Origin of the sequence: Desulfosarcina variabilis str. Montpellier (assembly GCF_048565275.1) — a bacterium.
GTDB lineage: Bacteria > Desulfobacterota > Desulfobacteria > Desulfobacterales > Desulfosarcinaceae > Desulfosarcina > Desulfosarcina variabilis.
On the sequence record NZ_CP159846.1, the window covers coordinates 4545806 to 4561858 of the forward strand.

General features: G+C 46.7%; 22 protein-coding genes and 2 tRNA genes. 6 read left to right on the plus strand and 18 right to left on the minus strand.

Features of this window, described 5'->3' with window-relative positions:
* Nucleotides 1–197 precede the first annotated feature (197 nt).
* Both Dvar_RS20465 and Dvar_RS20470 read left to right on the plus strand, forming a co-directional pair.
* Nucleotides 198–398 (plus strand): hypothetical protein, encoded by a 201-nt coding sequence (locus Dvar_RS20465; protein ID WP_419663821.1) that lies wholly within the window; start codon nt 198–200, stop codon nt 396–398.
* A gap of 6 nt (nt 399–404) precedes the next feature.
* Nucleotides 405–713: a helix-turn-helix transcriptional regulator gene (locus Dvar_RS20470; protein ID WP_419663822.1), complete on the plus strand. Its 309-nt coding sequence runs from the start codon at nt 405–407 to the stop codon at nt 711–713.
* A 148-nt stretch (nt 714–861) separates the two neighbouring features.
* Here Dvar_RS20470 and Dvar_RS20475 read toward each other — a convergent pair.
* The 3 genes from Dvar_RS20475 to tadA all read right to left on the minus strand — a co-directional run bounded on the left by Dvar_RS20475 (nt 862) and on the right by tadA (nt 2829).
* Nucleotides 862–938, minus strand: a tRNA-Pro gene (locus tag Dvar_RS20475).
* Between the two features lie 69 nt (nt 939–1007).
* Nucleotides 1008–2300, minus strand: coding sequence for an adenylosuccinate synthase (locus Dvar_RS20480; RefSeq protein ID WP_419663823.1), 1293 nt, complete (start codon nt 2298–2300; stop codon nt 1008–1010).
* Between the two features lie 64 nt (nt 2301–2364).
* A complete protein-coding gene (gene tadA, locus Dvar_RS20485) occupies nt 2365–2829 on the minus strand; it encodes a tRNA adenosine(34) deaminase TadA (RefSeq protein ID WP_419664139.1) in 465 nt (154 codons plus the stop codon).
* Nucleotides 2830–2931: 102 nt separating this feature from the next.
* Between tadA and Dvar_RS20490 the strand changes: the two genes are divergently transcribed.
* Nucleotides 2932–3008: transfer RNA gene (locus Dvar_RS20490), tRNA-Arg, on the plus strand.
* A gap of 291 nt (nt 3009–3299) precedes the next feature.
* Here the strand turns inward: Dvar_RS20490 and Dvar_RS20495 are convergent.
* From Dvar_RS20495 to Dvar_RS20555, 13 genes are all read right to left on the minus strand, one after another.
* Nucleotides 3300–4838 (minus strand): tyrosine-type recombinase/integrase, encoded by a 1539-nt coding sequence (locus Dvar_RS20495; RefSeq protein ID WP_419663824.1) that lies wholly within the window; start codon nt 4836–4838, stop codon nt 3300–3302.
* Between the two features lie 196 nt (nt 4839–5034).
* Nucleotides 5035–5292, minus strand: a complete 258-nt coding sequence (locus tag Dvar_RS20500) for a hypothetical protein (protein ID WP_419663825.1) — start codon at nt 5290–5292, stop codon at nt 5035–5037.
* 70 nt (nt 5293–5362) lie between these two features.
* On the minus strand, nt 5363–5683 hold the full coding sequence (locus Dvar_RS20505; RefSeq protein ID WP_419663826.1) for a hypothetical protein: 321 nt from the start codon (nt 5681–5683) through the stop codon (nt 5363–5365).
* Entirely contained in the window at nt 5680–5976 is a 297-nt protein-coding gene (locus Dvar_RS20510; protein ID WP_419663827.1) for a hypothetical protein, read from the minus strand. The genes Dvar_RS20505 and Dvar_RS20510 overlap by 4 nt, the downstream gene beginning before the upstream one ends.
* Nucleotides 5977–6024: 48 nt before the next feature.
* Nucleotides 6025–6204, minus strand: a complete 180-nt coding sequence (locus tag Dvar_RS20515) for a hypothetical protein (RefSeq protein WP_419663828.1) — start codon at nt 6202–6204, stop codon at nt 6025–6027.
* A gap of 2 nt (nt 6205–6206) precedes the next feature.
* On the minus strand, nt 6207–6842 hold the full coding sequence (locus tag Dvar_RS20520; RefSeq protein ID WP_419663829.1) for a hypothetical protein: 636 nt from the start codon (nt 6840–6842) through the stop codon (nt 6207–6209).
* Between the two features lie 280 nt (nt 6843–7122).
* The gene (locus Dvar_RS20525) at nt 7123–9414 is read right to left on the minus strand and encodes an adenosylcobalamin-dependent ribonucleoside-diphosphate reductase (RefSeq protein ID WP_419663830.1); all 2292 of its coding nucleotides are present in this window, start codon (nt 9412–9414) and stop codon (nt 7123–7125) included.
* Nucleotides 9411–9596, minus strand: a complete 186-nt coding sequence (locus tag Dvar_RS20530; RefSeq protein WP_419663831.1) for a hypothetical protein — start codon at nt 9594–9596, stop codon at nt 9411–9413. Before Dvar_RS20530 ends, Dvar_RS20525 begins: the two co-directional genes overlap by 4 nt.
* Complete coding sequence (locus tag Dvar_RS20535) at nt 9596–9859, minus strand: hypothetical protein (RefSeq protein WP_419663832.1); 264 nt, start codon at nt 9857–9859, stop codon at nt 9596–9598. Before Dvar_RS20535 ends, Dvar_RS20530 begins: the two co-directional genes overlap by 1 nt.
* Before the next feature lie 9 nt (nt 9860–9868).
* Entirely contained in the window at nt 9869–10609 is a 741-nt protein-coding gene (locus Dvar_RS20540) for a thymidylate synthase (RefSeq protein ID WP_419663833.1), read from the minus strand.
* On the minus strand, nt 10602–11294 hold the full coding sequence (locus Dvar_RS20545; RefSeq protein WP_419663834.1) for a sigma factor-like helix-turn-helix DNA-binding protein: 693 nt from the start codon (nt 11292–11294) through the stop codon (nt 10602–10604). Before Dvar_RS20545 ends, Dvar_RS20540 begins: the two co-directional genes overlap by 8 nt.
* A gap of 124 nt (nt 11295–11418) precedes the next feature.
* Nucleotides 11419–11988 (minus strand): NYN domain-containing protein, encoded by a 570-nt coding sequence (locus Dvar_RS20550; protein WP_419663835.1) that lies wholly within the window; start codon nt 11986–11988, stop codon nt 11419–11421.
* Between the two features lie 11 nt (nt 11989–11999).
* Nucleotides 12000–12542: a hypothetical protein gene (locus Dvar_RS20555; RefSeq protein ID WP_419663836.1), complete on the minus strand. Its 543-nt coding sequence runs from the start codon at nt 12540–12542 to the stop codon at nt 12000–12002.
* A 586-nt stretch (nt 12543–13128) separates the two neighbouring features.
* Here Dvar_RS20555 and Dvar_RS20560 point away from each other — a divergent pair.
* Together Dvar_RS20560 and Dvar_RS20565 are read left to right on the plus strand one after the other, a co-directional pair.
* On the plus strand, nt 13129–13524 hold the full coding sequence (locus Dvar_RS20560; protein ID WP_419663837.1) for a DUF2391 family protein: 396 nt from the start codon (nt 13129–13131) through the stop codon (nt 13522–13524).
* A gap of 277 nt (nt 13525–13801) precedes the next feature.
* The gene (locus Dvar_RS20565; RefSeq protein ID WP_419663838.1) at nt 13802–14128 is read left to right on the plus strand and encodes a DUF7668 domain-containing protein; all 327 of its coding nucleotides are present in this window, start codon (nt 13802–13804) and stop codon (nt 14126–14128) included.
* A 225-nt stretch (nt 14129–14353) separates the two neighbouring features.
* Here the strand turns inward: Dvar_RS20565 and Dvar_RS20570 are convergent, their stop codons facing one another.
* Both Dvar_RS20570 and Dvar_RS20575 read right to left on the minus strand, forming a co-directional pair.
* Nucleotides 14354–14842 carry a hypothetical protein gene (locus tag Dvar_RS20570; protein ID WP_419663839.1) on the minus strand — a complete coding sequence of 163 codons (489 nt, stop codon included), beginning with the start codon at nt 14840–14842 and terminating at the stop codon, nt 14354–14356.
* Between the two features lie 24 nt (nt 14843–14866).
* The gene (locus Dvar_RS20575; RefSeq protein ID WP_419663840.1) at nt 14867–15133 is read right to left on the minus strand and encodes a hypothetical protein; all 267 of its coding nucleotides are present in this window, start codon (nt 15131–15133) and stop codon (nt 14867–14869) included.
* A 138-nt stretch (nt 15134–15271) separates the two neighbouring features.
* Between Dvar_RS20575 and Dvar_RS20580 the strand changes: the two genes are divergently transcribed.
* Nucleotides 15272–16015, plus strand: a complete 744-nt coding sequence (locus Dvar_RS20580) for a substrate-binding periplasmic protein (RefSeq protein ID WP_419663841.1) — start codon at nt 15272–15274, stop codon at nt 16013–16015.
* Nucleotides 16016–16053 lie beyond the last annotated feature (38 nt).

A 16053-nucleotide genomic window follows, 5' to 3' on the forward strand; every position in this document is an offset into this window, starting at 1 on the left:
AACCGTCGGGAAGAAATTCGCGTTTCGGAAAACTTTTTTAATATAATCTAATTGTGTTGTATTTCCTATGAATCAAAATGAGATTTGAACTTGAATTGCTATTGAGAGGGTAAACTTGTTTTTTAATGCTTGCATCATACGTCTATTGGACGTATAGTTGAAAGCGTGAAAACAGCTACATGATGAGGATTAACAATATGAAAGACGAATACGATTTTTCCAAGGGGGAAAGGGGCAAGTTTTACAGCGAGTCCATCAAGATGAACCTGTCAGTCTACCTGGACGACGATGTGCGTGAATTTGTAGAAAACCTGGCCAAACGAAAAAGAATCGATGTTCAGACCGCCGTCAACCAACTGCTCAAGATCGACAAGCAGTTGGCCGAAGCCGTGCGGTAGCCAAACATGGCGCGAAACAGTATCGAACGGATGGAAAGGGAACACGGCCCGCTTACCTTTGGTCAGGCCCTTGAAAGCTATCGGCTCGGACAGGATCTCAGCCAGGCGGAACTGGCCAGAAAGATTGGCATCTCCGCGCAAAGCCTGTGCGATATCGAAAAAGGCCGGCGCATCCCGGCCCCGAAACGGGCGGCGCGAATCGCCGGCATCATCGGTGAGCCCGAATCGTTCTGGATCAAACTTGCCTTGCAGGATGTGCTCAGAAAAGAAAACCTCCACTACCATGTATCCCTCAAGTCTTCTTTTTCCTCATGAAGTGGTAGGCTCCAATGTGATCGAGGGCAAAAGCATGATCCGCGCTTGGCGTGAATACAGGAAAATCACTCAATTCGTAAGGGGATCAATAGGGTAGAAAAATAAAAAGGGTTACAGAATTATATCTCTGTAACCCTTTCTTTTTTATTGGTCGGGACAGCAGGATTTGAACCTGCGACCCCAGCGTCCCGAACGCTGTGCTCTACCAGACTGAGCCATGTCCCGATGCGAGGCCCCTTTTATGCTAAGGCTCGCCAAATGTCAATAGGATGAAGCCAGTTTAACGAACCTTTTTTAACTTTTGAAGGGACTCTCCAAAACAATGGTTTCATCACGGCCAGGACCGACGGATACAATTTGTATATTTACACCGGTGAGGGTTTCGATGCGAGCCAGGTATTGTCGAGCCAGATCAGGCAAATCATCAAAATGTCGAATGCCACGAATATCCTGACGCCAACCGGGAAGGGTCTCATAAATCGGCTTGCAGGCCGCCAGATGGTTGAGGTTGGCTGGTACTTCGACAATTTGCTCACCGTCCAGTTCGTAAGCGGTGCAGATTTTCAGTTCATCCAGTTCACCAAGCACATCGAGCTTGGTGATGGCCAGACCGGTCAGGCTATTGAGCCGGACCGCGTTATTCAAAATAACCGTGTCCAGCCATCCGCATCGCCGGCGTCGACCGGTTGTGGCACCGAATTCAGCACCGGTCTGCTGGATATGGTCACCGATTTCATCGAACAGCTCTGAAGGGAATGGTCCTGCACCCACGCGGGTTGTATAGGCCTTGACGATGCCGATCACGCCGTGGATATCTTTGGGGCCGACCCCACTCCCACAACAGGCATTGCCAGAGGCGGTGTTTGATGAGGTGACGAATGGATAGGTACCATGATCAATGTCCAAATGGGTGCCTTGAGCGCCTTCAAACAGAATCTGTTTGCCGGCCCTGGCGGTTTCCTGCAAAGCGATGGAAACATTGGTGACATAAGGGGCAAGCCGGTTGGCGTATTCGGTATATTGGGTTTTGATTGCTTCCAGATCCACGGTGTCGGTGTCGAGAAATTTTTCCAGGTAAAAGTTTTTTTCGGGAACGATGGCATCCAGACGTTCGGCAAAAGACGCCGGATCGATCAAATCAACAAAACGAACCCCACGCCGCGTGGCCTTGTCTTCATAGCACGGGCCAATGCCGCGGCCGGTGGTGCCGATTTTTTTATCACCCTTCATTTTTTCGCGTCCATGATCGACCAGCTTATGGTAGGGCATGATTACATGGGCACGATCACTGATCAGCAGCTTTTCCGGGCCGACGGCGATTCCTTTGGTGGAAAGGTAGTCGATTTCTTCGATCAATACCTGAGGGTCAACAACCACACCGTTGCCGATAACGCAGGTTTTTTGCTGAAGAATTCCGGACGGGATCAAGTGGCTGATGAATTGTTCTCCATCTACCACCATGGTGTGCCCGGCATTGTTGCCCCCCTGAAAACGAACGACAACATCGGCTTCGGCAGCTAAAAGATCCACAATCTTTCCCTTGCCTTCATCGCCCCATTGGGTCCCTACAATTGCTATATTTGTCACTTGATGCTCCTTCATCATGAATCAAAAGCAAATCGATCTGCTGACAAAACGACCGGAAAGCGACTCAAACCATTTTTCGACGACTGCGAAAAAACGTCTGGATAATTGACCGACATCGATCTTCACTTATTCCGGAAATGATTTCGACCTGGTGGTTGAGCCGGGGGTCTTGCCCCAAATTATAAAGGCTGCCTGCTGCACCCCACTTTGGATCCGCTGCCCCGAAAACAACCCGATCAACACGGGCGTGGACAATGGCCCCCATGCACATGGCACAAGGCTCAACAGTAACATAGAGCGAGGTCCTTAACAAACGATAATTTCCAATATTGTGGGCAGCCGCTCGGATTACATTCATTTCCGCATGAGCCGTGGGGTCACAAGCGCTGATGGGACGATTATGGTCCCGGGCGATTACCTGGTTGTCCGCCGAAACGATCACCGCGCCTACCGGAACCTCACCGATCTGTTCGGCTTTTAAGGCCTCATCGATCGCCAGTTCCATCAATTTATAGTGAATTGATTCCATTGCCGGCCAATTATCGGCTTTTTTGTGTTTGTTCAAGAAAATATTTCAAGAACCCATTGACATGCTTTGCCGTTTAGCTTATTAAGCACCCCAACATTTCAAGCGCCCGTAGCTCAGCTGGATAGAGTGCCGGACTACGAATCCGTAGGTCGCAGGTTCGAATCCTGCCGGGCGCGCCAGACAAGCAAAGGGATTGCAACCGATAAGTTGCAATCCCTTTTCAGTTTTAACGGCATGGGGGCAGTTTTATTGAGGGTGTATTTATAACCGTTTGGAAACCAAATTAAACTGGGCGATTGTCGAGCTTGCCGCATATAAAAGGTAAAAAAGGCAAGGCTTAATTTAAGCCCTGCCTTTTAAAGAAATTCACAATTTTTATATTATGGATAAACAACGAGCTAATTGAATAAGCAATTTGGCGGAAGTGCATGGGAATCGAACTCATACACTTCGATTATAAACATCCGATTTCATTCATCTTTTCGAAACAGAAAAATGACATTGTCCCCGTCTCGTCCCCGTGTCTCTGTCTCCTTGGCGATTCTTTCCTCATTTTCAGCGCGCAGCTTTGCAGTTTCCTGAGCCATCTTAATCCGCCTTAAAGTGATCTCAGCATATGACTCGACCGATTTGGGATTTTTATGGCCGGTGAGTAACTGCAGCTCCTGTTTTGTTCCGCCATCTTCCATGAACTGGGTGCATGCGGTGTGTTTCGTTCCCTGGTATGGCCGAATCTTTTCGACACCTGCTTTTTCACAAGCTGCATACCAGACATTTCGTAGTGCTTCTAATGTGTACCGACCATGCTTTCGAGACCGTGAATTACTGAAAAAATACGGGGAATCTGGATTTGATTTGTAAACCCGATCAGCAATATCGATGTAATCTGGATGGCAGGGGAAATAGTGAATCGTTGGATTTTTCCAGTTCGTTTTTACCGAATCAACTTCCTGTCTGGCCGAGATTGCCCGCTGGACGGTAAAAGTTTTGTTGATGGGATCATAGTCAACCTTCCTCATTGCACATGCTTCACCTTCGCGCCGGAAATGATATTTCAGCCAGAGGAAAATAACACGATGTTCCTCTGGAATAGCGGCATACACTTTATCGGAATCTTTTTTGGACAACCACTTTATCTTTGGTGCTTTCAGGTTATAATCTTCCAGCTTAGGAAATTCCGGCAGTTTCTTTATTTTGCCGCACCGTTTGGCATACTTCATCATCGTGCTGAGGCTCGATACGATATTCAAAGCATACTTGCCGATGTTGGGTTGATGTTTTGATTCTTTTTTTTCGGGGTTTTCCGTTTTCTTTCTAACCTTGGCGATGGTTCTGCGGCACCAGCTCCCGGCGACGTCAAGATTGTGCTTTTCCTTTAGGTATTTGGATATTTCACGGCCGCCGGCTTCTGGCATTTTCCGGTGAGCTTCCAAGATCATCCCGGTTTTTGATTTCGGATCGACTATGCCTTTATTCTGATTCTGTTCCCGAAGCCTCTTCTTGATGAATTTCAAAAAGGACATAGTGGTCTCAAGGTCGACCTGATGCAAAAAGATGGATTTATCCTGGAAAAACGGTTCAATCCAATTTTCAAGATAGATTTTATATCCATGCACGGTTGAAGGCTTGCGACCGGCTTCTTCGATGCCTTCCTTGATCCATTTTCTATAAAAATCTACGATGTCCGTTTGAAAACCATTCTTGAAGTCTTGAATATCAAAAGCGCATTCACCGCGATCGGCTTGTTCTCTGCGATTTTGAATACGCATCAATAGGCGCTGGGCTCGTTCATAGCCTTTGCACTTTTCCTTATCGGGAATGAGCCGGCCTTTTTTATCCAAAAGAGGTACGCCTTTTTCCCTCTTAAAAGCAGTGCAGGTCATGTATTCCCCGTTGTCTTTGGTGATGTACACCCGATCCTTTTCTGGATCTTCGCGGTCTTCTAATGGGATGTACCAGACGACGATCCAGCGACACCGATCCTTTTGATATCGGATATGACCTTTCATGGCGGTTTTTTCTTTGAGTTGAATGGCGAGGTTTTTTTCCAATTGTTTAATGTATATCTCTTGCGGGGTCAATTTCTTTCTCCTTATGAAAGTAATTAATTACAATGATTTGAGGGCGCAGAAATGCCGGATCAGGGGATATCCCCTAAACAATGAAAACCGCCCCGGCTAACTGCGGGGCGGGTATGAGGGCTAATTAGTTGTCGGTGATGATACGACCGGTGTTCCGTTCGACCTGAACCATCCGATCGTCATAGGATTGGATCATTGCGTAATCTTTTGTGGCGGTGATTTCGAGATCCTCAGGCAAGCCGACCTGGCGCAGCCAATCCTGAATAAGGGGATGCTGCCGGGGGTCATTGGCGCGAGCAGTAAAATCTTCACCTTGACACCCTCGGCCAAGTAACGGCGCAATCGATCGATCATAGAGGGGATGGGATCTCCAATAGTCCATATACCGTTTCGAGTGCGCTCATCAGCGAGTGTGCCATCAAGATCAAATCCCACCCAAGAGGTTTGACGGCTCATATTACCTCCTTTTCGACATTCCATGACCCAGTGCGCTGCCGGCGTTTATAGATGGGGCAGTGCTTTATCGGATCCTTGCTGCCTCCACCTATATTTTTCCAGCAACCAGGATCATTCCAAAATGGGCAAGTTGCGATTTGGCAACTGTCTTTGCCTGCCCAGTCCATGTCTTCATAGTTTCTGACGTAGGTGGATGAACCGGCAATCTGGTCCTTGCAATACAAGCATCCTATGGTGGTGATGCCGCATTCACCCGTAGTATTTCCGTCGCGGCGATCAACAACGCCTTTTGGTGGGTCGCTTGAAATGGGGATCATATCTCCTCCTTTTCCGGTTCGCCGGCGCAGTCCTTGGCTGGGGTTGCACAATCGCCTTTCGACTTCTTGGGCGGGTATAGAGCCAACATGATTCCCTTGTGTTTCTCGCGGAACTCGTCGGCGGTCATGTGGCCTTTTTCGACGAGCAGTTGGTATATGGTGTTGAGGGAAACCTGCATTTCACCGACCAGCCCGGCCAACTGAATGCAATGGGTTTCAAGGGTTGTGATCGTATTGCGTTTTTTGTCCGCCTGCCGTTTCTCTTGGCGACGGCCCTGACGTGACTTTTTCACGACAGCTCCTTTAAATGTAAGTAATTACTTCAATTTGCAGATAAAATTTTACAAAGCAGTCCCAATTTTATTAACATCCTGATCGGCGCCAAAAAATTTAGCCGCTTCTTTGACAGTGGCGACTGTACTATGATTGATGGCAACCCCGTCAAAATGCCGACTGGCGAATTTGACGAAACTATCTTTACCATGGGCAGCAACTCCATTGACAACAACGACTCTGAGCATAGTTAATTCCTTTTCAAATAGGGGATAAGGTAAGCGCCGACGACTAAGTTTGACCAATTTTCCCAGTTATCGATCTCGCAGACTTCGTTCACGGGTTGGAAGCTGCCTTCCAACTTATCCTTCTCCCGGATCTCGACCGTGGTGTGTTCTGGCAATTGGATATGATAAACCAGGCCAAAGTGGACCGTGCCCACTTCGTCCTCATCCCAATTGATCATCCCGATGAATTTGGGGGAGTGATCGTGTTCGATATCCGCGGAAATTTCTACTTCTTCGGTGATCTCCCGGAACATGCTTGCCTGGATAACAGACCGTGTTGAAAACAAACTTTTTTCCGGATTGATGTGTCCGCCGATTCCAACACTGAATTTGGCATGGAGACGCTTTTCATCACTGCCGTTTTTCCTGCGGTAAACAAATGTCTCCTGGCCGCGGGTGATGAGGCAATAGGGGATGATTTGCTTGAACTCGATATCGGTTTCACAATCACCTCGATATCGATAGGCTGCCGATTGTTCAATCCGTTCCATCAGGTAATGCACGAGCGGGCCTGGGGTTACGAATCCTTTAAAATAGAACCCGGTTTCAAAAAGTGTGTGAGTTGGCACTCCCATTACCAATTCGTTGTCTCTTTCCATCCTGTGGTCTCCTTAGAAGGCGTCTTTTTCTGATTCAACTGGCGTCTTGCCTGCGTCGATATTGAACCGATCATAATCAGTGTAATCGATTCCTGGCGGGGAAAATCTGTCTTCAATCATAGCGAGGTATTGTTGATACCTGGCTAATTCGGGACAGGTGCTGGAACATTCGGTTTTGTTTTTTCCTCTACATTCAGGTTTTGCACAGGGGCTTAGGCTTTCCATTCTTGGACTCTCTACCAAAGTAATTAATTAAGTTGATTTGGAGGATTAAAAATGGCTAACCGCATTTCGATCCGCAATTGGGGCAAAATTCACAGCCATCGTGCATATACGTTGGCGAGTTGCAAGTTTCACATCGACGAACGGGATGAACCGGTTCCGGTACAGGCTCAGGAGATGTTTCGGGGCAGGAACCGGTGGAACAATAGAACTGGCGGAGCACCTTACCAATGGCATCAGGTACGCTGATGATGGGCACTGCCTTCTCATCAGTTTCAATGAGTTTATCCCAGGCGATAGTACCGTCGTTGATGTTCTCGATTGTGCGGGCCAGGCGTTCGGGTTCGACGCCTTCCTGAAGGGCAATTGACACGAGTCGGGCCATGGCCTCCAGATTGGCGGCGTTGACTGAGCCGTTTTTTCCACCGTTGGTGAATATCTCCATGGGGCGGCCCTGGTCATCGCAGTTTACGGTGAGATAAACCTTGCCGTGTCCAGTTTTGACTTCGTGGGTGAATCCCGATCGGATCTTGGGGCGGTCAGCAGGCTTGGACCTTTCCGGTTCTGTCGGTTTGAATTTGGATCCAAAACTGACGGGCTGATCGTCTTTGCAACCATCCCGGTACACCGTGATGCCTTTCAATCCTTTTTCCCAGGCATACATGTAGATCTGGGCGATATCAGATGGGGTGGCAGAGTTCGGCAGGTTGATGGTTGAGCTGATCGCGTTGGAGATGCCTTTTTGCAAGGCGGCTTGCATGTCGATGCGGTCCTTCCAGTGGATATCGTGAGCGGTCACGAAGACGTCGGCTTCCTCTGGAAGATCCAGGCCGGCGATCGATCCATGGTTTCCGGCGATCTTTTTAATCATCTCCGGATACCAGGGATATTTGGAAAATTTCTGTCTAAAAATGGGATTGACGAATGTCCAAACTTCTCTGGAATCCGAAAGGGTCTTGTCGTAACAAATGGCAAATAACGGCTCCATTCCCTGGCTGCAATCACAAGAAAGGGATGTTGTACCAGTGGGGGCGATGGTGGTCCAATGGCTGTTGCGGACACCGGATTTTTCAATTTGCTCTAATACTTCATCTTCATGGATGAATTTGGAAACTACATCAAGCACAGCCGCCCGATTTTCTGCAAACAGGGGGAATGCACCTTTCTGCTGGGCCAAAAGTGCTGACTCGGAAATCGATGCAACGGTGAGGGCTTTCGCCAATGATTCGGCAAAAATCCGGGCTTCGTTCGAATCGTATTTCAATCCCATAAGGATAAGGGCGTCGGCAAAACCCATGATGCCCAGGCCGATCGGGCGGGTGTCGAGCGCCATTTGTTCATACTCCGGTGTCGGGTAGCCGCTGAGATCGATGCAGTTATCCAAGAAACGGGTCGCTGCCTTCACCGCTGTTTGGAAGTCAGTCCAGTTGAATGCACCATCCAGAACGAAAGCGGCGACATTAATGGAACCCAGGGCGCATGCCTGACGGGGCAACAAATTTTGCTCCCCGCAGGGATTCGATGTAATGATCCGGCCGAGGCTGGGGACGGTGTTGTCGGCATTGGCCCGGTCGATGAACCATACACCAGGATCGCCGTTTTTCCAGGCGGCTTCGTAGATCTGTTCAAACAACCACCTGGCCGGCAGGGTGTCTTTCACCTGGCCATCAACTACACCGATCAAGTCCCATTTGCCATTGGCTTTGATAGCCTCCATGAAAGCATCGGATGTGGCTACCGAGAGGTTCATAGCGCTGAAAAGGGGAGTTTTTTGACCATTGGGCAGGATGACGAACTCGTCGCTATCGGCTTTGATGGTGATGAATTTCAGCAAATCGGGATGAGTGTCCATCATCATGGCCATATGCGCGGCTCTTCTAGAACTGCCTCCCGATTTCACGGCATGTGCGGTCATCGCGCTCTTACGGAGAAATGCGAAAGGACCCGAGGACCTGCCGCCTGTGGACAGATTAGCGTTGGTCTCGCGCAGCATGCCATAATTGCCGCCGATTCCGGATCCGGATTTGTAAATGATGGCGGCATCACGATCGAAATCCAAGATGCTATACATATCGTCTTGGAGGTCACCGACAAAGCAGGCGCTGGTCTGCGGTTTGGGATGCAACCCGGCGTTGAGCATAGTCGGAGTGTTGGCGCGGAATTGATTTTTCTCCATCATTTGGAAAAAAACTTTTTCATTTTCTTGTGAGGAAATTTTATCGGGTTCTGCTGAAGCTGCAAATCGGGCTACCCTGCGATGGGCTTCAGATGGATTCGTTTCGTTTAAGACAGATGCTAAATACAATTTCTTGTAGACTGCGATGGCGTTTTCGGAAAGGGGTTTAGTCATAGGGTCGGTCCTCCTCGGAACAGCCAAACATACTGCCGGCCAGTGGCGATATCGTTGACCAGTTCCACTGGTATGTTATGGGTTTGGGCGATTGCTTCATGCGCCATAATGTTGTAATCGATGGCTTCCTTGATCTTCATCAGAACGTCGCGTGACACTTGCTTTGGTTTTTTCTCTTCCATTAGTGGAATCTCTCTACCAGTCCTCTGTGATCTCCGAGGAGTATGACTTCCATGCCGTTGCCTTTTCTGCTTAGATCAAGGATTTGCTGCAACGCTTGCATATAGTGCGGAGACATTTCAGGACAAACCATGACCGGTCTGAGCATGTCCTCTACTTGAGGTGGAGGGGTATTCCGGCGATCGCTTTTCTTGGTGCGGCCGGCTGCGATCGCCTGGGCTTTGCGTTGTTCAAATGTGCCGCGTCTTTTTGCTTGACCTGCCATGGTTTCCTCCTATCCCAGTTGATGGGTTCTCAACATGGCCAGGTCCTTGGCATATCCGTAAATGTGCAAGCCTTTGCTCGAACAGATCATGTCGCCTTGATCGACGCCGATCTCATTGGCCATGTATTCCTGGAGCATGGAAATGCCGGCAACATTGGCAGGAAAACCGCCCCATAGGTCCCAGCTTCGGAAATAGGGGAAGAAATGAAGGCAGTCGTCTTGGATTCGGGTATCGATGTGGCGCAGGCAGGGAGGATCTTCGAGCAGCAGGTCAGAAGGCTGAGCCACCTGAAGCACCATCTGGTTGTTCCGCGGACCGTGTTTTTTATAAATGCTGATGATGTGATCTATCTGGTCGAGCCAGTGAAACCATTCTTTCTCGCCCTTTCCAAGAAGATGTACGTCGGGTGCCAGGGCGTTTCGCAGCCGTTCACCATAGGTGTACTGCTCGCCTTTTTCTTTGTGATCGGTCATGATGTAACGGGCATAATCGCGGATGTAGTCTTTGGTCACCGGGGCTGGCATGTTCAAATTACCTTCCGGCATCTCAGGGATAAGAGGCAGGCCTTCAACATCGCGTAGCCAGGGCTGAGTGATCTGTGCATCGACCCAATCCAATTCAAGACGGACCTGGCCAGCATATGATCCACGGTCGATTTTAAATTCGCGGCCTTCTTTCACGGCTGCGTAAAGCAATTGAAACCAGGTATCGGGCAGGCTCGTGGCTTGGATGGAAATTCTTTTAAGCATTGGCAGTTCTCCTTTTCTTAGCGAAATACTTTCTCATGTAATCGCGCATATAGTGTTTTTTGCATTTGCCAAGGGCATAATGAGGTAAGTTGCACCCCGGCTCGTTACAGGTGCGTTTTGACGGTCTGCATGATTTTTCGAAGGGAATTATCTTGGCTTGCTTTGCCGGTTGGGGTGGTGCCGGGCGACGTGGAACGGATGGCTTCAAATACAGATGATAAAGCCGCTCAACAATCTCTTTCCGGATCTGGCTGATACGGGATTCGGTGACGGCTATCATGTCGCCGATTTCTTTGAGCGTATGTCCTTCCCGAATGCAGTTGATGATCATTCGTTTTGTCGGATCAAGCCTGGCTGATAACTGTTCGAGGGATTGAATCTCATAGAAGTGGTTATCGAAGATCTGGCAGGCATCTTGTTCATATTCGACCAGGGGCGGCAATTTTTTCTGGCGATATCCCGGGAACATATTCCGGCTGAGGTTCATGCACGCCCGCTTGGCGACGATGTAAATCAGCGTGTGGTCGGTGCATGACCAAAGGCTATCCTTCCAGAGCTTTTCATAGACAGCCTGACAGAAATCTTGGACATCAAGGGCCATGTGCCCGAATCGGTAAATCTGAAACCAATAAATCCGGGCTTGTTTTTCAGCTATCTTTTTTATGAGCTCTGGAATTTGGTCCATCTTAATTTCCTTCTCACAATATATTGAGGGAAAGGTGAATGAAGATGGACCATCTTGTAGCAAACCATTCTTTACTTTACAAGTAATTAATTACATTGAAAGTAGAAAAAAAGACTAAAGGGGTTCACGACATTGGAAAACGGCAACTTTCTAAAGGTTTAGGACGAGGATTCACGGGCGAATTGGCTGAATTTCGATGGTTGTTTTTCCGAAATAGGATGTTTTCGTCCAAAAAGGTGACTGTCTCGGCGACGCTCCTGAGCTGAGCTGAAAAGTCGGAATCAAAACACAGGATGGCTGTTTCCTTTCCTTGGTCCAGATATGCTTGAAGAGTTGGAGAAAAACCGCCATCACCGGAAACCATCACCAGTTTGTCGAAATCGCAGATCTTGGCCATTGCGTCCTCGATAATCTCTGGATCCCAGTTGGAGTTCTGAAATTTTCCTTTCTCTGGATAGATGACTTTCATTCGCGGGATGTAACCGATGTGCTTCAACCGATCGATGAATTTGATCTGATTGATGATGGGGTCGGCAACCAGATAGATGATCACCTGGGAATTTCTGCGACCTCCTGCCGTGATGAGTTTAAACAGTTTGTAAAAATCGATCTTGGCTCCTGCTCCCCATCGTTTCCTGGGGGTATAATACAAGTTTTCAGCATCGACGAGACCGAGAATTCTTGGCTTGCTCATGGGCGCTCCTTTCAAATGGTGATATATGATTTCCGCCGAGATTTGATGGTCAGAGGTTTTTCGTCTTCCTCTGCGGTTTTGGGATTGTAAATGGGGATATATTCGCCTTCGGAGATGATATCCCAGTCCTTATTTCTGAGTTTCATAACAAATACGATATCTCGCTCCTTCCTAATCGAAGTTACGTCCACGATCTCGATGACTTCTGTACCAGGCGGAAGATCATACTTGTTTTTTAACAGTTCAATCAGATGGATGGCGTTTAATGGTGTGCGCTTACCTGAGTCGAGATATTTGGAGAGTTGCTCTGCAATCTCAGGGTGATCTTCCAGATCAGAGCTGGAAATCTGGAGGATTTTCAACCGGCGTTCGCCAGTGAGATCTTTATGATCCGGTCCTTTCCGATCGAGAAATTTTGATGTTGAAGGGACGGTTTCCTTCATCATTTCGGCGCTACGGATTTCAGGCTTTGGCATGCCAAAGGATTTGAATTGTTCACCGAACGCGCCGAGCATGTGATTGGACATAATATCAGATGGTTTTAATGCTTTCATGGCGGGCTCCTATATTCATAGCAATGCTGAACCGCCGTAGAAATATTTCAGGGCGGCTTTTTGTTTCAGGGTCCAAAGGTTTGGGGTATAGGTAAACTGTTGGTATCAGAGGTTTTGGAGAACTGAAAAACGGGTGATTGATCGACCTTATGTGTAGTTTCGCTTTGCTTGTAATTTTGTTATCTTTACCGGCGTAGGAGTTGAGGGCACTTGGGATTACTGAAATAATCTGTAGTTTGGAAGGTAACTGGCCGTATCACGAAAAAATGAATACGGCCTGCCTTTTTCAAATTGTTGGGTCAAATAAAAATCGAAATTCTGAATCATATTCATCTCCTTTTAGTGTTGCCACGCTCATCGTAAAATACGGTGAGCAACCCAAATTGGGTGCTAACCCGGCTCTTTTTACATTATGCAAAAACCTGGATGTTAAAAATAACTGCCCGGAAAAGCATTGATTAATCAATATGATATGATAGATTGAGTTTAAAATTTTATCGAATCTGCAATTTTGCGCGGATGCTTGATATTATCAACTCGGTTGCTCATCGTATTGCGGTGAGTAACAAATGTTAAATGGCGACAAATGAAATTCAGCTTCAATATGGAAGATGCGAGTCAAGTATTGGTGGGAGCATTTGCGCTCGCAGTGCCGATTTCCTTTTCTGAAGAAGCATGGCGATTAGGAGAAACATTGCCTTCTCATAATTTAATTATGTTATCCATGCTTTCATTACTATTTCTTACCCTTTTTACCTACCAAAGTGTGTTCCAGAAAGATGTTAAATCTCGAATATCCGTATTCATTTTCCGTATAGTGGTAGCGTACTTAATGACAGCGTTAGTTGTTGGTTTGGTTTTGCTGTGTTTGGATAAGCTCCCTGTACTGGACGACCCTATAATGTCGTTAAAACGCATTATAGTTATAACTATGCCAGCATCTATGGGTGCAATTGTTGTGGATAGTTTTGACAAAGAATGAGCCAAAGCCATTTAACTCAACTTTCTGGATTCATTTTGCGGTGAGTAAAATCAATTGGTTACGTACCGCTTTTTCGACATAAGCCATCATTCTGTTTGGCAATGCAAGATGTATCTTTGGCGCTTTTATAAGAATATATAACTGTTATTATTGAATAATATATGGTTTGGCGAATCCCGAAAGTTGAGCATTTAACCTCATGCTCTACTCGGACTGGTGCTCCGGCTGCCGCTACGCACCATCCAGTAAGCATGGTCGTTATGAGCTTTGAGAGATTATGAATGTTGAGCCGATAAAAAATCTTTATTCATTGCTGTTTGAAGGGAATTATCAACAGATCGAGCAAATAACTGAAGGCATTCGTCTCAATGCAAAAGAGATAGAAAGCGCTATTAAAGATTATGGCAAAACCCTTGTTCCATACCCGAAAGATGTTGCATTCGATGTGATTAAGATTGACGCTAACAATTCAGAAGAATGGAGTATTGTTGCCCCCATTTATACCTTAGAGGAGGGGCTTTCTGATTTGAGTATCGAATTGACTTTAATTCAAAGTGGCCCTGAATCATTTAAAATTGAACTTGATGACATACATGTCCGATAGCGGCTCATAACCTTTCACTGGTGCTGACCCGGCCAAAAAGCGGCCGGGCCGCACAGTTCAATCGTTCCCTCATACAGATTATTTTTATTATCTGTCTTTTTGGCCAAAAAATAAAGAATCCATATAAGTACAGGGTATTTGGCATTTTGGCGCCCTTTGAAAACGTGTGTTTTACAGCGTCTATTCAATCATATCATGATTTTGACCCCATTAATAAGGCACCGCTCAAATAGGAAATCGTGTGCGCTCCCGGATGGCCTCGACCAGATCTTCGAAAAGCACCATCGCAAATAGTGGGGTGTTGTTTTTCTTGAAAACGAGGATGGCCCGGCCGTTGCCGGGTACTTCGCCGTTCACCTGTTTCTTGGCGTGTTCCTGGGCTTGGGTGAACTTGGCCCATACGCTTTGATTGAGGGATGAGGTGACCTCCATGGCATGAAATGGCCACCGTTTCCGAGCAGCCTCGGTCAGACGGATATCCTGACCGGACTGGCCCATGGCGATCGATTCGAAGTCCTCCGGGGTGAGCATCAGTGCCTTGATGAGGATATCGGCGACTTTCTGTTGAGCCCGCCGGGCTTTCTGTTTGGCTGATTTGTTGGTGATCCGGGATTCCTTTTTCTTTTTCAGTTCGTCCTTGGTGATGATGGCCACCTCTTTGTTGCAGGTCGAACAGAACCCGGTGAACAGTTTCTTAACGGCTTTCAGGTCCATAAAATCTCCATTCCGTTTTTGAATTTATGATGACGTCCGCCCCAGTTTGAATCCGGTTTTGTCTTTGAATTCAAAAAAGATATCGAGCAGATACGTTAGCGTTTCGCCGTTGTCCCCATCGCCGCCGAATTTGAAGCAGAACGAATCGTCGGCATACAGAAAATCCAGTTCGCCAATGATCCGGGACAGCTCTTTTGCTTTAGGATGATGAGGGATTCCTTCCTCCCAGCGTTTGCCGATATCCGTTTCGATGTCGGTTTTTTCGATTTGATCGATCACTGTATTTTTCATTTTAATTTTGATAGCTACCAAGCTTGCCGTTTTAAACAATTTCCTGTATTTTAAAGTAAAATTTCGTTTTCAATAGAATCATTATTTTCTATTTAAATACCATGACAACCGGACTCCGATTACCAATAGGGGGAAAGGATGGGCAGCAAAATAACAGCGCTTCTATTTCTTTTGATAATTATTTGCTTCAATTCGAAAAATGCTATTTGTTACGACCCTAACGACCTCATTTTGGTTACCAATGAATTTCCCCCCTACACCATTATTAAAGATGGTGAGTTTTCCGGAATAGCTGTTGATATCATAAAAAAACTATCAAATCTGAATGGTTATTCGGGCGAAATAATAATTTTGCCTTGGAAACGGGCACTTGAATACTCCAAAAATAGAAATGTTTTTTTGTTCCCCTACACAAGACGTCCCTATCGTGAAAAACAATTCAAATGGATTGGTCCAATATTGACGGATACTTTCGTTTTTGGCGTGAATAGCAAAGAAAAAAGGAATTTCAGCACTATTGAGGATTTCAAAAATCTTGAGATCGGTGTCATTCATAGTTCGCCAACTGCTTTTCGTTTAGAAACAATGGGTTTTAAAAAATTACAGTTAGTTAATCAAGAAAAACAAAATGCATTTAAACTGGTTTATGCAAATAGAATTGATGCTTGGTATGCACCCAAATTTATCCTTGATCACACTCTCCAAGCAGAGGGAATCAAATCAGACAAAGTAAAAATCGCATATAAGGATATTGATGTTGAAATGTACATTGCTGGATCCATGACTGTGCGCGATGAAATTATAACTTTATGGCAGAAAGGCCTCGATGATATGAAAAAATCGGGGCAATACCAGCAAATCTTGAAAAAATACGGGTATTAGCCACGTCACCATAATTTGAAAATGGTGGACCAATATCA

Bases quoted from the DNA above. Each gene is read 5' to 3' on its own strand.
- Dvar_RS20465 (WP_419663821.1), top strand. From the start codon at position 198: ATGAAAGACGAATACGATTTTTCCAAGGGGGAAAGGGGCAAGTTTTAC.
- Dvar_RS20470 (WP_419663822.1), top strand. From the start codon at position 405: ATGGCGCGAAACAGTATCGAACGGATGGAAAGGGAACACGGCCCGCTT.
- tadA (WP_419664139.1), bottom strand. From the start codon at position 2,829: ATGGAATCAATTCACTATAAATTGATGGAACTGGCGATCGATGAGGCC.
- Dvar_RS20495 (WP_419663824.1), bottom strand. From the start codon at position 4,838: ATGAAAGGTCATATCCGATATCAAAAGGATCGGTGTCGCTGGATCGTC.
- Dvar_RS20500 (WP_419663825.1), bottom strand. From the start codon at position 5,292: ATGGACTATTGGAGATCCCATCCCCTCTATGATCGATCGATTGCGCCG.
- Dvar_RS20505 (WP_419663826.1), bottom strand. From the start codon at position 5,683: ATGATCCCCATTTCAAGCGACCCACCAAAAGGCGTTGTTGATCGCCGC.
- Dvar_RS20515 (WP_419663828.1), bottom strand. From the start codon at position 6,204: ATGCTCAGAGTCGTTGTTGTCAATGGAGTTGCTGCCCATGGTAAAGAT.
- Dvar_RS20520 (WP_419663829.1), bottom strand. From the start codon at position 6,842: ATGGAAAGAGACAACGAATTGGTAATGGGAGTGCCAACTCACACACTT.
- Dvar_RS20525 (WP_419663830.1), bottom strand. From the start codon at position 9,414: ATGACTAAACCCCTTTCCGAAAACGCCATCGCAGTCTACAAGAAATTG.
- Dvar_RS20530 (WP_419663831.1), bottom strand. From the start codon at position 9,596: ATGGAAGAGAAAAAACCAAAGCAAGTGTCACGCGACGTTCTGATGAAG.
- Dvar_RS20535 (WP_419663832.1), bottom strand. From the start codon at position 9,859: ATGGCAGGTCAAGCAAAAAGACGCGGCACATTTGAACAACGCAAAGCC.
- Dvar_RS20540 (WP_419663833.1), bottom strand. From the start codon at position 10,609: ATGCTTAAAAGAATTTCCATCCAAGCCACGAGCCTGCCCGATACCTGG.
- Dvar_RS20545 (WP_419663834.1), bottom strand. From the start codon at position 11,294: ATGGACCAAATTCCAGAGCTCATAAAAAAGATAGCTGAAAAACAAGCC.
- Dvar_RS20550 (WP_419663835.1), bottom strand. From the start codon at position 11,988: ATGAGCAAGCCAAGAATTCTCGGTCTCGTCGATGCTGAAAACTTGTAT.
- Dvar_RS20555 (WP_419663836.1), bottom strand. From the start codon at position 12,542: ATGAAAGCATTAAAACCATCTGATATTATGTCCAATCACATGCTCGGC.
- Dvar_RS20560 (WP_419663837.1), top strand. From the start codon at position 13,129: ATGAAATTCAGCTTCAATATGGAAGATGCGAGTCAAGTATTGGTGGGA.
- Dvar_RS20565 (WP_419663838.1), top strand. From the start codon at position 13,802: ATGAATGTTGAGCCGATAAAAAATCTTTATTCATTGCTGTTTGAAGGG.
- Dvar_RS20570 (WP_419663839.1), bottom strand. From the start codon at position 14,842: ATGGACCTGAAAGCCGTTAAGAAACTGTTCACCGGGTTCTGTTCGACC.
- Dvar_RS20575 (WP_419663840.1), bottom strand. From the start codon at position 15,133: ATGAAAAATACAGTGATCGATCAAATCGAAAAAACCGACATCGAAACG.
- Dvar_RS20580 (WP_419663841.1), top strand. From the start codon at position 15,272: ATGGGCAGCAAAATAACAGCGCTTCTATTTCTTTTGATAATTATTTGC.